Source organism: Aequorivita marina, assembly GCF_031631895.2.
Classification (GTDB): Bacteria; Bacteroidota; Bacteroidia; order Flavobacteriales; family Flavobacteriaceae; genus Aequorivita; species Aequorivita marina.
In genome coordinates this window covers 1-14,145 of the sequence record NZ_JAVMBW020000019.1, presented here as the reverse complement: position 1 = coordinate 14,145, position 14,145 = coordinate 1, and the positions used below count along the sequence as shown (strand labels likewise).

Sequence of the window (14,145 nt, the reverse complement as noted above, 5' to 3'; positions counted from 1 at the left end):
ATGTATTAATTAAAAAATTCATTAAGCGATAAGGTTTCGTTAAGCCGAACGCCTTTATCGGTATTTTTAACGGTTATAATAGGATTATGGGCATCGTGTTCTAAAAACAAATAGTAGTCTTTTTCTGCCGCGGTATTAAGAAATTTTTCCTTTTCGGGAAGGGTTAATAAAGGTCTGGTATCATACCCCATAACGAATGGAAGCGGTAAATGCCCCACTGTTGGCAATAAATCTGCCGCAAATACTAGAGTTTTCCCTTTGTAATTAATATGCGGTATCATTTGCTTATCGGTATGGCCATCAACAAATAGAATTCCGAAGTCAAGTTCATTGGCGCTTGCAAAATCTGAATCGGGCTTTCCAACAAACTTTAACTGTCCGCTTTCCTCCATGGGAAGAATATTCTCTTTTAAAAATGAAGCTTTTTCGCGTCGGTTTGGTTGGGTTGCCCATTGCCAATGCGCTTTGTTGCTCCAAAAATTTGCGTTTTTAAATGCGGGTTCGTATCCAGTACGATCTTTATTCCATTGAATACTTCCGCCGCAGTGATCAAAATGAAGATGCGTTAGGAAGACATCGGTAATGTCATCGCGGTGAAATCCGTGTTTTTTAAGTGAATCATCTAAATTATAATCGCCCCAACGAAAATAATATTTAAAAAATTTTTCGCTTTGCTTATCGCCCATTCCAGTATCGATAAGCGTAAGCCGATCGCCGTTTTCAATTAAAAGACATCGCGCGGCAATATCAATCATATTGTTGTTATCTGCTGGGTTTGTTCTGTTCCACAGGGTTTTGGGTACAACCCCGAACATTGCACCGCCATCTAATTTAAAATTGCCGGCTTCAATAGGATATAGTTGCATAATTTGTAGAAATAACCCGCAAATTAGCAAAAGCCTTACACTCCATAGACGCTGTGTAAATTAATTATACTATTTTTAACACTTCTTTAATATTTGGTCGAAGCTAAAAATCTTTATTTTACCGAAAACCCAATTATATGGTAGAACTTGCTGGAATTATAATTCTTGGAATCTTGGCTCAATGGGTCGCTTGGAAGTTTAAAATTCCTGCGATTTTGCCCTTAATCTTAATAGGACTCTTAGTTGGGCCGTTATCCACATTTTTTTCAGCGGACGGTTCTCAATGGCTTCAACCCATTTGGAATGGCGAAAAAGGACTTTTTCCAGGTGAAAATCTTTTTTACTTTGTATCCTTAGCTGTAGGGATTATTCTTTTTGAAGGAGGCCTCACGCTTAAAAGAGAGGAAATTTCAAAAGTTGGCCCTGTAATTGGGAAACTTATTAGTATTGGTGCTGCCATTACATTTATTGGTGCCGGTATTGCTGCCCATTACGTTTTTGGGCTTGATTGGCGTATTTCATTCCTCTTTTCTGCCTTGATTATAGTTACTGGGCCCACGGTTATTACCCCAATTCTTCGAAATATTCCACTTACAAAAGATGTAGCAGCCGTACTTCGGTGGGAAGGAATTTTAATTGACCCCATTGGTGCATTAGTAGCAGTATTGGTATATGAATTTATTAGTGTAGAAGGCGATTCAGGCTATACTAAACAAGCTTTATTAGATTTTGGAAAAATTATTTTAATAGGGATGGCCTTCGGAATTTCAGCCGGTTATGCACTCTACTTTTCCATAAAAAAGAAATTTGTACCACATTACCTCTCCAATGTGGTTTCGCTATCGCTGGTAATGGCGGTTTTTGTTCTGAGTGATCTTTTTGCACACGAATCTGGTCTTTTAGCTGTTGTGGTAATGGGAATGTTCCTTGGGAATAGCGATTTACCAAGCTTAAAAGAGCTGCTTTATTTTAAGGAATCATTGAGCGTTCTTTTAGTTTCCATTCTCTTTATTTTGCTCGCGGCAAATATAAGTGTTGAAGACCTGTTGTTGGTCTATAATGTAAAAACAGCCATATTGTTGGCTATCGTTATTTTCGTTTTAAGGCCCTTGACGGTTTTTGCCAGTACCACGAATTCATCCTTAAAAACCAACGAAAAACTATTTATTAGTTGGGTAGGTCCACGCGGTATTGTTGCAGCTGGTATATCTTCACTTTTTGGTACGCAACTCGTTTCTAAAGGGGTTGTAGGTGCAGAATACATTACGCCCTTGGTTTTTGCAGTGGTTTTAACCACCGTAATTATAAATGCAACTACTGCGCGGGTTATGGCCGGTTGGATGGGTGTATTTTTACAGAAATCTGAAGGAATTTTAATGGTAGGAGCCTCAAAAGTATCTCGATTGATTGCTACCTACCTGCATAAAAATAATAGACATGTGGTGCTTATTGACTCCAACCAATTGAATATAAATAGAGCCAAAGAGTTGGGGCTTGAAGCCTTTACTGCAAATATTTATTCCGATGATCTATCAGACAATATAGAATTGAACGATGTAGGGTACCTATTGGCAATGACGGGAAGCGACGAAATTAACAGACAGGCCATTGGTCGTTTTGGAAAGTTTTTTGGTGAAAACGGAACTTTTAGGTTAATGACATCAGACGAGATGCACAAAAGAAAAAGTCTGCCTGCTAAGGAACTTTTTTCATATACTCATGATTATACGCGGTTTACCCAAGTAGCTCAAGATTTTCCTTCTATTCAGGAAATACCTGTGGAAAGCCACAATCAGTTTTTGCGGGTACTCAATATTATTAGTGATAACGAAAACGCCATTCCACTTTTTTTAAAGCAGGAAAATGGTCATTTAGACCTTCTTAATGAACCTTCGGAGCTCGAGGTAGAAAAGGGGAGTACTTTAGTCTATCTAGGGAAGCCAATGGATTTTGAAGACGTGGTAAATGCTACCAGAACTGAAAACGAAGGAAAGGCCCAAAAGAAATAATTTTCAATTGAAGCCGTTTGTATTAAAATTGATTGTGATGAAAAAATGGGTCTTGATACTGGCATTAACTTCCTTAACTGTTTTTTCCTGTAAAAAAGATGATGCCGTTGCCTGTATTACCTGTTCTTCACCAGAAACAGCAAGCTTTCAGGTTTGCGAAGAAAGTGATGGCAATGCTTGGGTTAACGGCCAAAATACCGAAACCCCGTATGATATTTATGTTCAAGACCTTAAAGCAACAGGCGCTAATTGTGGAAATTGAATTTTAAAATCCGCTGACGTAGGTTATGAAGTAGGCCACGAATTCACGAATACAGTATTAACATTCGTGAATTTGTTTTGTTTTGAACCCGCTTCGGGGTTCTTGCCGAGCAGTGGTATTGCAACCCTACACCGCACTGTGTTTGTGTAGGGTTATTAAAATTATACTCCTTCGGAGTGGTCCACAGTAGATCCAGTAGTCCAATAATAGTTGCGAACGACAATCTCAGGGGGATGATGTTGATAAGTTTGAATAGGGATGAAATGAAGGCTTTATTCAAGGAAAAATACAGCACCAACTCATGAATGCTTTCGACACATTCGTGAATTCGTGGCTTATTATTTTAATCATTCAACTTTAATACCGCCATAAACGCTTCTTGTGGAATTTCTACATTACCAACTTGGCGCATACGTTTCTTTCCTTTTTTCTGCTTTTCTAGCAATTTACGCTTTCGCGAGATATCACCGCCGTAACATTTTGCAGTAACGTCTTTTCTAAGGGCTTTTACAGTTTCACGAGCAATGATTTTTGCTCCGATTGCCGCTTGTATTGGAATATCAAATTGTTGCCTCGGAATTAATTGGCGAAGTTTTTCACACATCTTTTTACCAATATCATACGCATTATCGCGGTGTAAGAGTGCAGACAAAGCATCAACGGTATTGCCGTTCAATAATACATCTACTTTTACAAGGTGCGACATTCGCATCCCGATAGGCGAATAATCAAAAGAAGCATAGCCTTTTGAAACCGTTTTGAGACGGTCGTAGAAGTCGAAAACGATTTCTGCCAAGGGCATATCAAAAGTTAGTTCTACCCGTTCTGTGGTTAGGTAGGTTTGATTGGTAATTTCGCCTCTTTTTTCAATACAAAGCGACATAACCGAGCCTACAAAATCGGCTTTTGTGATGATGGTGGCCTTAATATATGGTTCTTCAACGCGGTTTAGGGAGGAAGGTTCTGGCAAGTCGGAAGGGTTGTTTACCATAATTATGGTATCCGGCTCGCTGTTGGTATAGGCGTGATACGACACGTTTGGAACAGTGGTTATCACCGTCATATCAAACTCGCGTTCCAGTCTTTCTTGAATTATTTCCAAATGCAGCATGCCAAGGAAACCACAACGGAAACCAAAACCAAGTGCGGCCGAACTTTCAGGCATGAAAACAAGGGAAGCATCGTTTAACTGCAATTTTTCCATGGAGTTCCGAAGCTCTTCATAATCTTCTGTATCAACGGGATAAATACCGGCAAAAACCATTGGTTTTACATCCTCAAAACCCTCGATCATGTTTACGGTAGGATTTTTAGAATCGGTAATGGTATCACCTACTTTTACTTCCTTAGCTTCTTTTATCCCTGTAATTAAATAGCCTACATCGCCAGTTTTTATTACCTCTTTAGGATACTGCTTTAGTCTTAAGGTTCCGATCTCATCGGCATAATAGCTTTTTTCGGTGGCCATAAACTTTATGTGCTGGCCTTTTTTAATTTCGCCATTAAGAACGCGAAAATACGTTTCAACACCGCGAAATGGATTGTAAACCGAGTCGAAAATTAAAGCTTGTAAAGATTCATCTGGGTTGCCTTCTGGTGCAGGAACACGCTCAATAATAGCAGCTAATATTTCTTCAATTCCAAGGCCTGTTTTTGCACTTGCAGGTATTACTTCTTCTGGCTTACAGCCTAAAAGATCTACAATATCATCAGTTACTTCTTCAACATTTGCCGAAGGAAGATCTACTTTATTTAGTACGGGAATAATTTCCAGGTCGTTTTCCAGTGCCAAATAAAGGTTAGAAATGGTTTGCGCCTGAATACTCTGTGCGGCATCTACAATCAATAAAGCGCCTTCGCAAGCTGCAATGGATCGGGAAACTTCATACGAGAAATCGACGTGGCCGGGGGTATCGATTAAATTCAGTATAAATTTTTCGCCTTTATAAACATAATCCATTTGTATGGCGTGGCTTTTAATGGTAATACCACGTTCACGCTCCAGATCCATGCTGTCAAGTAATTGGGCCTGTTTCTCACGATCTGTGACGCTGCCGGTAGCATCTAAAAGGCGGTCTGCCAAGGTGCTTTTTCCGTGGTCAATATGGGCGATAATACAAAAGTTGCGAATGTTCTTCATAAAAATACCTTCTCAAAATAAATTAGTGCAAATATAGATTAAAAGCGTGATTATCTTGTTTTTCATTAATACACTTAAAAAAAACTTATCAGTAAGCTGCAATTCACTTCCTATTTAGGAATAAAGCCATTGCATGACTATACTTGTTTTTTATAAGTTACTTTTTTTGGTTTCTTCCTTTCTTCTTCTAAAACGCAACTGCCTAAAGCTAATCTTGTCAAATACAAGACCACCAACAATTAGAAAAAGACCGATAATGGTAGGAAAACCGATAGGTTCCTCTAAAACAAAATAAATGACGACTAAAGACAAAAAGGGAACTAAATAAACAAAATTACTCACTTTGGCGGCCGAAAAGGATTTTTTAAGGGCAATAGACCAAATTACAAAAGTGATTCCCATTTCAAAAAAGCCAATATACACGGCGTTTAACCACGTTTTTATGTTGACAAAAACAATTTCTGAGCTCCAGAGCAGGGCAATGACAATATAAACAAACCCGAAGCAAAAATTAAGGAAGAGCTTGCTGAGTTCATCGCGGTCATCCTTAATATTGAAAATCCAAAATAAAGCCCAAATAACGGCAGACGCCAGACCTAAAAGCACGCCCTGTCCGTTGGTAAAAGACAGATTAATTAGGTTGCCGCCCGTGGCAATAATCAGTACGCCGATAAAGCTAATTGCAATAGCCATTACATTTTTAAAGCCAATTTTTTGCTTTAGCAAGGGCACTGCCAATAAACTGAGCATAATGGGCCAAGTATAGTTAAGGGCTTGCGCTTCTTGGGCCGGTAATAAATCGTACGCCTTAAACAAAACCATATAGTATAAAAATGGATTGACAGCCCCGTAAAAAGCAGATCTTAAAAAAGCTATTGCCGGCAGCTTCACTAGGTTTACGTACTTTTTGGTCACTATCATCAATATGGCTAAGACTACCAAAGCAGTTGCCGAAGACCAAAACAGCAGTTGTAAAAAGCTATAACCCTGCAGGGCTATTTTCATACTGGTAGCCACCGTGCTCCATAAAAGTACGGCAATGCCTGCATAGATATACGCCTGTTTTTGATTCTTCATTTTCAATCTTGTTTCAGCGGCTAAATGTAAATGGCTATAAGCATCTAAACAAGGTATTTAGTGAAATTTTTAATTAACAACGTTATTTATTGATATTTACTACTTTTGCACTTCCAAATAAAATAGAATTGCCAAAAATAGGAAACATACAACTGCCCGATTTTCCGTTGTTGCTTGCACCAATGGAAGATGTTAGCGATCCGCCGTTTCGTGCACTTTGCAAGGAACAGGGCGCCGATGTGGTCTATACCGAATTTATATCTTCGGAAGGGCTTATTCGCGATGCCGCCAAAAGCACGATGAAACTCGATATTTACGAAAAGGAACGCCCCGTGGGCATTCAGATTTTTGGTGCGGTCTTGGAATCTATGCTGCGCAGTGTTGAAATTGTGGAAGCCAGTGGCCCGGATATTATTGACATCAACTTTGGTTGCCCAGTTAAAAAGGTGGTCAGTAAAGGCGCCGGTGCTGGAATCTTGAAAGATATAGATTTAATGGTAAGCCTTACCGAAGCCATGGTAAAACACACCAAACTACCTGTTACCGTAAAAACCCGATTGGGCTGGGACCACGATTCCATAAAAATTGTTGAAGTTGCGGAACGTTTGCAGGATGTGGGTTGCCAAGCCCTCTCCATTCACGGTAGAACACGCGCCCAGATGTACAAAGGCGATGCCGACTGGAAACCCATTGCCGATGTTAAAAACAATCCGCGGATGCATATTCCAATTTTTGGAAATGGCGATGTGAATACGCCCGAAAAAGCGATGGAAATGCGTGATAAATACGGTCTTGATGGTGCCATGATTGGCCGAGCAAGTATTGGCTACCCATGGTTTTTTAAGGAAGTGAAACACTATTTTAAAACTGGGGAACACTTACCGCCGCCCACCATGCAAGAACGTGTGGATGCCGCCAAACGTCACTTGCAGATGGCTATAGACTGGAAAGGCGAAAAACTGGGTGTTTTTGAAACCCGCCGCCATTACACCAACTATTTTAAGGGAATCCCAAACTTTAAGGAATACCGAATGAAAATGGTAACCAGTGACGATTCTGCTTCAGTCTTCAAAGCTTTTGACGAGGTTTTGCAAGTATTTGGTGATTATGAGTTTGTTTAGCCAATAAAAAAACCTTCCCCGTTTAGAGGAAGGTTAGGATAATTAATTCAATAAATTTTATTTCTGAATGGTAATATACCATGGTTTTTCAATATAATTTTCTGGATCATTAAAACGTTGTAAGTGCGTACCATTTTTAAATATATCAAAATAGCGGTATTCCGGATATCGCATGCTGTCTCTGCCACGTAAAGTATCTATTTCCGAAAGGCCTTCATATCGCAACAATAATAAATTATTGGTTACCCATTCGGTGCCCTCTTCTGGCTCTTGACCTGCTTCCCAACCTATACTGAGAAAGAAAGGACCAAATACGTTTTGTCCAATAGAATTTGATTGATCGGGAGCGATAGGTAATGGAAACCAATCTCCATTATACACAATTTGACCTTCTTGATTTATAAATGCTGCTTTAGCTTCGATTTGGCCTTCTTCAAATGAGTTACCATCTTGATTTCTCAAATTTAAAAATACATTGTATTCTGCAGGAAGACCAGTTCCGGGATTATTTTCTTCTTTATTACAGGATAAAATCAAGAATAAAGAAAATATGGATAGTATAAAAAATGTTTTCATAATGTTATTTTTTTAAGATTAATTTTTTAGTAGAAGTTCCTGTCTCTCCTTCAAGTTTTACATAATAAACGCCATCAGGTAAGGCATTGACATTTATTGTTTGCTTATCTTTTATTTCAATGGATTCTCCATACATTAATTGCCCAATTGTATTAAAAATACTTAAGATAAAACGACCTCTTGTTGGGGCAATGATAGTTACCTCGGTTGAAGCGGGATTTGGGTATAGTAACATATCGCCAAATTCAGTAAGGGGTATTTTTTGTTTTGGTAATGCCTCTGGTGCCGTTGCTGTGGGTTTGTACGAAATACATTGCTGTGCGGGCGGTGGCGGATCGCCATGGATAATTGTTTTATATGAGTTTATAGTATAATTGCAAACATTGGTAACCTCCAAATGCAAAGTGGATTGATTGGAGGGATTTGCAGTCATTTTTATTTGCACTTCGCGTAATGTCGGATCCGAGAGGATTATTCCATTTGTTATGGTCCAAGAATAATCGGCCGTGGAAATAAAGGGTGCTGTATAGGTGTAAGTATAAATAGGACAAGCTTGGTCGTAACCATCAATCTCTATAGCACCAAGGTCTAATATATTGGCGATGGCGGGCTTGCTGCCACAGTTTGGGGTAACTTTAATTTCTCCTCCCGCACCGTTAGCGGCTTTAACCTTAATTACTGGATGACCTTGACCGACTGGATTTCCAATTGTGCCGGCACCAGGAACTATGGTCATGTTGCTGGGAAGCTCCCAAAAGTAATTATTTGCACCAGGCAAAGTATTTACGGAATATGTTGCAGTCTGATTATAACAAAGTGCATCTGGACCAGAAATATCAAAAGTAGGATTGTTAATGCCAATACCGCCAATATAGCCATACATTTTACCAACTTGTAATGGCGAAAAGTATGAACGGCAATATGAAGGAACGTATGCCATTATATTGGCTACAGTAGGAGTCCAATTATCGTTCCAGTTATCCTGACCACCAACAGAAGTGTTATAATTACATGAATTAGGATATAAATATGATTCAGGCCATCTGCCTGGCCGAATAATTCCTGGATCGGCCTCAGTATCACACAATCCATCACCATTTATTTCACATTTCAGCCTGTTGATTGTACTCACACAGAAAACTCCTTGTCTTTTTCCTCTATCTACTGCTTCTTGAAAACAATTACCTGCACTTTCGTTAAAGTGTTCACTAGAGCGAGCAGATTCAAAAGTATGTAAAAGACCCAAATTATGACCAATCTCGTGCGCAAGAATACTTCCTACTGCACCAGAATCATTAGTAACCACAGCGGCAGTATATGGATTAGGAAACCAAGGAAATTGACCTCTTCCAGTCCAGAGATAAGAATTTATTACAAAATGAATATTCAGGGCACCTGATACTTTGTTTGCAACAACGTAATTATCAAAATAAACATCACCTTGATTTGCGTAGTTCGTATTATTTATTTCTTCAATATCACATAGTAAATAAAAACTTATATTGGTATTAGAACTATAAATTGAATTCAATTCGTCAACAATTTGATAAACTTGATTTTGGGAAATATTTCCTGTTCCATTGTTGTATCTATAAATCCAAGCCTTAATAGGTATTTTATAATGGGTGCTTCTCTGATTGAACATTTCGGAATTCATAAACGGTATAGACTCCATATTATTCAATTGATCTAAATAATTTTTATCAATATTTACATTATTTTCAATAAGTAAATTGACCAACTTTTGGTTATCTCCAAAATATTTATCTAGTTTGTAATCTTCGGGCGCTAGGATAGCACCACATCCAATGAAGGGTTCAGGATTATTTTGAGCTAAAAGCACAAGAGGAATTGTTAATAAAAAAGATAGTAACCACTTTTTTAAAAAATGGGGGGGGGTGAAATTTTTACTCATAACTTTATAATTTAAAGATGAATCTTATTTCTGGGGAGTTATGATTTTTTAAAAATATAGATTTATCCGTTATAAACCTAATAATTTGTTAAACAATCAGAATTCTATTCGGTTTTATGCTGTTTGTATTACAAATAATTAAAAACTGGAGCTTTGAGCGTTTTTGAAACTCGCCGTCACTACACCAACTACTTTAAAGGCATTCCCAACTTTAAGGAATACCGAATGAAGATGGTCACCAGCGATGATTCCGCTTCGGTCTTTCAAGCTTTTGATGAGGTTTTGCAAGTGTTTGGTGATTATGAGTTTGTTTGAGATTACTAAACTATAACTTCTCTAATGCATCCTGCCGAAGCATGTGTTTTCTTAAAAATCCTTCCTACCTTTGAGTCTCAAAATTAAACAATGCAAAGCCTCAAGATTCTCAATACCCATTATATCAGCAATAATGTTAAACAATTTGTACTGGAAAAACCAGTAGATTTTAAATACAGCCCAGGGCAATCAGCCCAAATATCCATTAATCTTCCCGGGTGGGAGAACCAGATACGGCCGTTTACCTTTACCTCTTTGCAACATTGGGATTATCTGGAATTCATCGTTAAAATATACGAAGATCATAAAGGGGTAACCTCCAAAATGGGCGCGCTCAATACGGGCGATGAGCTCTTGCTTCATGATGTATATGGCACTATCCAATACAAGGGGCCGGGCATATTTATTGCCGGCGGTACGGGTATAACTCCTTTTATTGCAATCTTTAGGGCGCTTTTTGAAAGTGGAAACCTGCGGAACCTTGCGCTTTTGTATTCAAATAAAACCAAGGACGACATCATTCTACACGATGAATTGACAAAAATGTTGGGCCCCGCCTATAAAAATGTATTCACTAGGGAAGGAGTCATCGGTTTTCGTGAACGCCGAATAGACCGTAAATTTCTTATAGAGACCATAGGTAGTTTTGACTCCCGTTTTTATGTCTGTGGGCCCAAAAACTTTACCGAGGAAATTTGTGAGGCTTTGATTAGCTTGGGAGCAGATCCGGAGTTTCTTATTGTTTAAAACCTTAAGTGTATCTTCTAATGGATATCAAACAATTTTTAGCGAAATTTCAAGTTCTGTACCTCTTATCCTAAAGGAAGAACTTGAAATTTCATCCATATTTCTTTAGGTTTAGAGTAAAAACTGATCAAATACTCAAAATGTACAACAGTCTCGAAAAATTCAAGCTGTCAATTTTTGCAACTTAAACCAATAATTTCTCCCTAACTCTGCTCGAGGCAATTTTTGAAGCAATAAGGCCCAAAACAGCTATGGTTACAAAAACGATAACTACATTTATAAGTTCCATTTTAACAGGGTAGGCCAAGGTGCTCGTTATTGCGACAAACTCAAATTTAAGCTGGGCAAAAACGGCGAGAATACCTAATAAAATCCCTATTATCCCACCAAAAACGGCCATTAGCGTGCCTTGTAGAAAGAAAATACGGCGTATCTCTGGTAATGAAGCCCCCATATTATAAAGGGTTTTTATGTTTTTCCGCTTATCTAATATCATCATGATGATGGAGCCAATTACGTTAAAAAGTGCAATAATTACCACCAATGTAGCGATGAGGTAAACAGCGAGGTTTTCGGCGTTTAGCATCTTGTAAAGCGCATCGTTTTGCTGAATTCGGTTTTTAATGCGGATGTTCTCTGGGAAGATATTGTTTATTTCGGCACGAACATTTTCTTCCATCTGTCCGCCCATGCGGGAAGCATCTGGCAGCAACTTTAATTCTACGGAAGAGATTTTAGAGCTGTCCAAGCCAAGTAAGTTTCTGGCGAAATCTAAATCGGAAAACACATATTTGGCATCTAAATCCTCATTTACTTGGTACACTCCCGAAACAACTACGTTTTCCTTGGTAAAGGCATCAGAAGGGTCAAGGGCGTTGAGCTGTCCCGTGCCTGGTTTTGGCACGTAAATTTCCAATAAATCCGTATAATCATTAACCCCCATTGAGAGTTTGGCAATTGTGGATAGGCCTACAACCACTTGATGTTCATGCGGTATCAACCATTCGCCAAAATACATAATGCTGTCCAGTTGGGTTACTTTTCCGTATAGCGTATCCACGCCTTTTATGTAGGCAATGTGATTTTTGCCTTTATAATGAAGAAAAACACGCTCTTCTATTATTTCTGAAAAAGTTTCTACGCCTTCAAGATTGTTCAGCTGTGCTTTTTGCGCTTCAGAAAAACTAATGGTCTTTCCGCTGTCGGGTACAATTTTAAGATCGCTATCAAAAATATTGGTAAACTGTAAACTGAAATCCTTTAAGCCCGAAAATGCAGATAGCACAATAAAGAGTGCCATGGCGGCTACTATCACGCCAAGGGCAGCGATACCGGTAATTATATTAATGGCATTGTTGCTGCTTTTTGAAAACAAATAGCGCTTGGCGATATAGAGCGAAAAGTTCAAATTACGACTTTTTTCTTTTCGGAAGTAAATCTGGGTTTTCCAATGGGTTGTCGCCCCCTTTTACAGCTTCGTCTATCTTATTGATATACTCCAGCGAATCATCGTTAAAAAAGCTCAAATCGGGCATCTTTCTCAGTTGATGTTTGGTAAGTTGCGCAATTTCGTGCTTTATTTTTGGCTTTATTTTGTTGAGTTCGGCTACAATAGCTTCGGCCTTATCTGCCGGAAACACGCTTACATAGACCTTGGCAATAGAAAGGTCTGTAGTGGTGCTCACTTTGCTCACCGAAATGATAATGCCCATTTGTCCTGCTTCGCGTAGCATATTCTGCAATACGTTTGCGAGATCACTTTGCAAAACACTGCTTATTTTTTTCTGTCTATTAGTTTCTTCCATAGTGCAAAAATAGAACATAAAATTGTACCGAGCGTTAAGGAAGCCTCAAGCTTATTGAAATTCAATGGAATTAAGTTTGTATTTTTGAAAAATAGTCAAAGTAAAAACAATAAAAAGTTACCCGTTTACGCGGGCATAGTTATGGAAAAAATAGAACACATAGGTATTGCGGTAAAAAATATAAACGAAGCCAATAAAGTTTACGAAGCTCTACTCGGCACTGCGCCATATAAGCATGAAAAAGTTGCAAGTGAAGGCGTAGAAACCTCTTTTTTTAAGACTGGAGCAAGTAAAATTGAACTTTTGGAAGCTACCAATCCCGATAGCCCTATTGCAAAATTTATTGAAAAGCGCGGTGAAGGCATTCATCATATTGCATTTGCCGTAGAAGATATTATTGCTGAAATGGAACGTCTTAAAAAGGAAGGATTTGTTTTGCTGAATGAAACTCCAAAAAGAGGCGCTGATAATAAGTTGGTTGCGTTTCTTCATCCTAAATCGGCAAACGGAGTACTTGTAGAGCTTTGCCAAGAAATTAGGAAATAAAATGCTTGTAGAGTTTTAAAATATGTAGTAATATTGCATCCTCTTAATCGGTCCTATAACTCAGCTGGTTAGAGTATCTGACTCATAATCAGAAAGTCCCTGGTTCGAGCCCAGGTGGGACCACAAAAAGCACTCTAACGGGGTGCTTTTTTTGTTTACAATGGCGCACACTTACATTTTATACAGTCAGAAATTAGATGTTTTTTATATTGGCGCTTGTCATAATGATTTGAAAGTTCGAATTGAAAAACACAACAATGGCACCTATGGCAGTAAATCATTTACTTCCATTACAAACGATTGGGAACTGTTTTTAGCGTTTGAAGTTAGCAGTTATGCACATGCGATCCGACTGGAACGGAAGATAAAATTGATGAAAAGCAGAAAGTATATCCTGAATCTTTCAAAATATCCTGAACTAAGAGAAAAGATTGTAAATGAAACCGGGAGTATCTGACTCTCCCGAAAGCTTTCGGGACAGAAAGTCCCTGGTTCGAGCCCAGCGCCTGTCCCGAAGATTTTCGGGATGGGACCACAAAAAGCACTCTAACCGGGTGCTTTTTTTGTTTACAATGGCACACACTTACATTTTATACAGTTAGAAATTAGATGCTTTTTATACTGGTGCTTGTCATAATGATTTGAAAGTTCGAATTGAAAAACACAACAATGGCACCTATGGCAGTAAATCATTTACTTCCATTACAAACGATTGGGAACTGTTTTTAGCGTTTGAAGTTAGCAGTTATGCACATGCGATCCGACT

At 38.6% G+C, this 14,145-nt stretch carries 13 protein-coding genes, 1 tRNA gene and 1 pseudogene; 8 read left to right on the top strand and 7 right to left on the bottom strand.

Going from position 1 to position 14,145, the window contains the following annotated elements; translation table 11 throughout:
- Nucleotides 1-5: 5 nt before the first annotated feature.
- Nucleotides 6-866, bottom strand: coding sequence for an MBL fold metallo-hydrolase (locus QPK98_RS14880; RefSeq protein ID WP_310994257.1), 861 nt, complete (start codon nucleotides 864-866; stop codon nucleotides 6-8).
- A gap of 137 nt (nucleotides 867-1,003) precedes the next feature.
- Here QPK98_RS14880 and QPK98_RS14875 point away from each other — a divergent pair, with 137 nt between their 5' ends.
- A complete protein-coding gene (locus QPK98_RS14875) occupies nucleotides 1,004-2,875 on the top strand; it encodes a cation:proton antiporter (protein WP_310994256.1) in 1,872 nt (623 codons plus the stop codon).
- Nucleotides 2,876-2,912: 37 nt separating this feature from the next.
- The gene (locus QPK98_RS14870) at nucleotides 2,913-3,137 is read left to right on the top strand and encodes a hypothetical protein (RefSeq protein ID WP_310994255.1); all 225 of its coding nucleotides are present in this window, start codon (nucleotides 2,913-2,915) and stop codon (nucleotides 3,135-3,137) included.
- Between the two features lie 343 nt (nucleotides 3,138-3,480).
- Here QPK98_RS14870 and lepA read toward each other — a convergent pair whose 3' ends face one another.
- Nucleotides 3,481-5,277 (bottom strand): translation elongation factor 4, encoded by a 1,797-nt coding sequence (gene lepA / locus QPK98_RS14865; RefSeq protein ID WP_310994254.1) that lies wholly within the window; start codon nucleotides 5,275-5,277, stop codon nucleotides 3,481-3,483.
- 150 nt (nucleotides 5,278-5,427) lie between these two features.
- The gene (locus QPK98_RS14860; protein WP_310994253.1) at nucleotides 5,428-6,354 is read right to left on the bottom strand and encodes a DMT family transporter; all 927 of its coding nucleotides are present in this window, start codon (nucleotides 6,352-6,354) and stop codon (nucleotides 5,428-5,430) included.
- Nucleotides 6,355-6,482: 128 nt separating this feature from the next.
- On the opposite strand from QPK98_RS14860, the gene dusB reads away from it, so the two are divergent.
- Nucleotides 6,483-7,475 carry a tRNA dihydrouridine synthase DusB gene (gene dusB / locus QPK98_RS14855; protein WP_310994293.1) on the top strand — a complete coding sequence of 331 codons (993 nt, stop codon included), beginning with the start codon at nucleotides 6,483-6,485 and terminating at the stop codon, nucleotides 7,473-7,475.
- 57 nt (nucleotides 7,476-7,532) lie between these two features.
- On the opposite strand, the gene QPK98_RS14850 is transcribed toward dusB, so the two are convergent.
- Entirely contained in the window at nucleotides 7,533-8,051 is a 519-nt protein-coding gene (locus QPK98_RS14850; RefSeq protein ID WP_310994252.1) for a hypothetical protein, read from the bottom strand.
- Between the two features lie 4 nt (nucleotides 8,052-8,055).
- Nucleotides 8,056-9,894, bottom strand: a complete 1,839-nt coding sequence (locus QPK98_RS14845; protein ID WP_310994251.1) for a T9SS type A sorting domain-containing protein — start codon at nucleotides 9,892-9,894, stop codon at nucleotides 8,056-8,058.
- Nucleotides 9,895-10,119: 225 nt separating this feature from the next.
- Between QPK98_RS14845 and QPK98_RS14840 the strand changes: the two are divergent.
- Nucleotides 10,120-10,281: pseudogene (locus QPK98_RS14840) on the top strand (tRNA dihydrouridine synthase DusB); the annotation flags it as partial.
- 90 nt (nucleotides 10,282-10,371) lie between these two features.
- Nucleotides 10,372-11,028 carry an FAD-binding oxidoreductase gene (locus QPK98_RS14835; RefSeq protein ID WP_310994250.1) on the top strand — a complete coding sequence of 219 codons (657 nt, stop codon included), beginning with the start codon at nucleotides 10,372-10,374 and terminating at the stop codon, nucleotides 11,026-11,028.
- 184 nt (nucleotides 11,029-11,212) lie between these two features.
- On the opposite strand, the gene QPK98_RS14830 is transcribed toward QPK98_RS14835, so the two are convergent.
- Both QPK98_RS14830 and rbfA read right to left on the bottom strand, forming a co-directional pair.
- Entirely contained in the window at nucleotides 11,213-12,436 is a 1,224-nt protein-coding gene (locus tag QPK98_RS14830) for an ABC transporter permease (protein WP_310994249.1), read from the bottom strand.
- Between the two features lies 1 nt (nucleotide 12,437).
- The gene (gene rbfA, locus QPK98_RS14825; protein WP_310994248.1) at nucleotides 12,438-12,833 is read right to left on the bottom strand and encodes a 30S ribosome-binding factor RbfA; all 396 of its coding nucleotides are present in this window, start codon (nucleotides 12,831-12,833) and stop codon (nucleotides 12,438-12,440) included.
- Between the two features lie 141 nt (nucleotides 12,834-12,974).
- Here rbfA and mce point away from each other — a divergent pair, with 141 nt between their 5' ends.
- The 3 genes from mce to QPK98_RS14810 all read left to right on the top strand — a co-directional run bounded on the left by mce (nucleotide 12,975) and on the right by QPK98_RS14810 (nucleotide 13,836).
- A complete protein-coding gene (mce, locus tag QPK98_RS14820; protein WP_310994247.1) occupies nucleotides 12,975-13,379 on the top strand; it encodes a methylmalonyl-CoA epimerase in 405 nt (134 codons plus the stop codon).
- A gap of 49 nt (nucleotides 13,380-13,428) precedes the next feature.
- Nucleotides 13,429-13,502: transfer RNA gene (locus QPK98_RS14815), tRNA-Ile, on the top strand.
- A gap of 37 nt (nucleotides 13,503-13,539) precedes the next feature.
- Nucleotides 13,540-13,836: a GIY-YIG nuclease family protein gene (locus tag QPK98_RS14810; protein ID WP_310994246.1), complete on the top strand. Its 297-nt coding sequence runs from the start codon at nucleotides 13,540-13,542 to the stop codon at nucleotides 13,834-13,836.
- The last annotated feature ends 309 nt before the right edge of the window (nucleotides 13,837-14,145 follow it).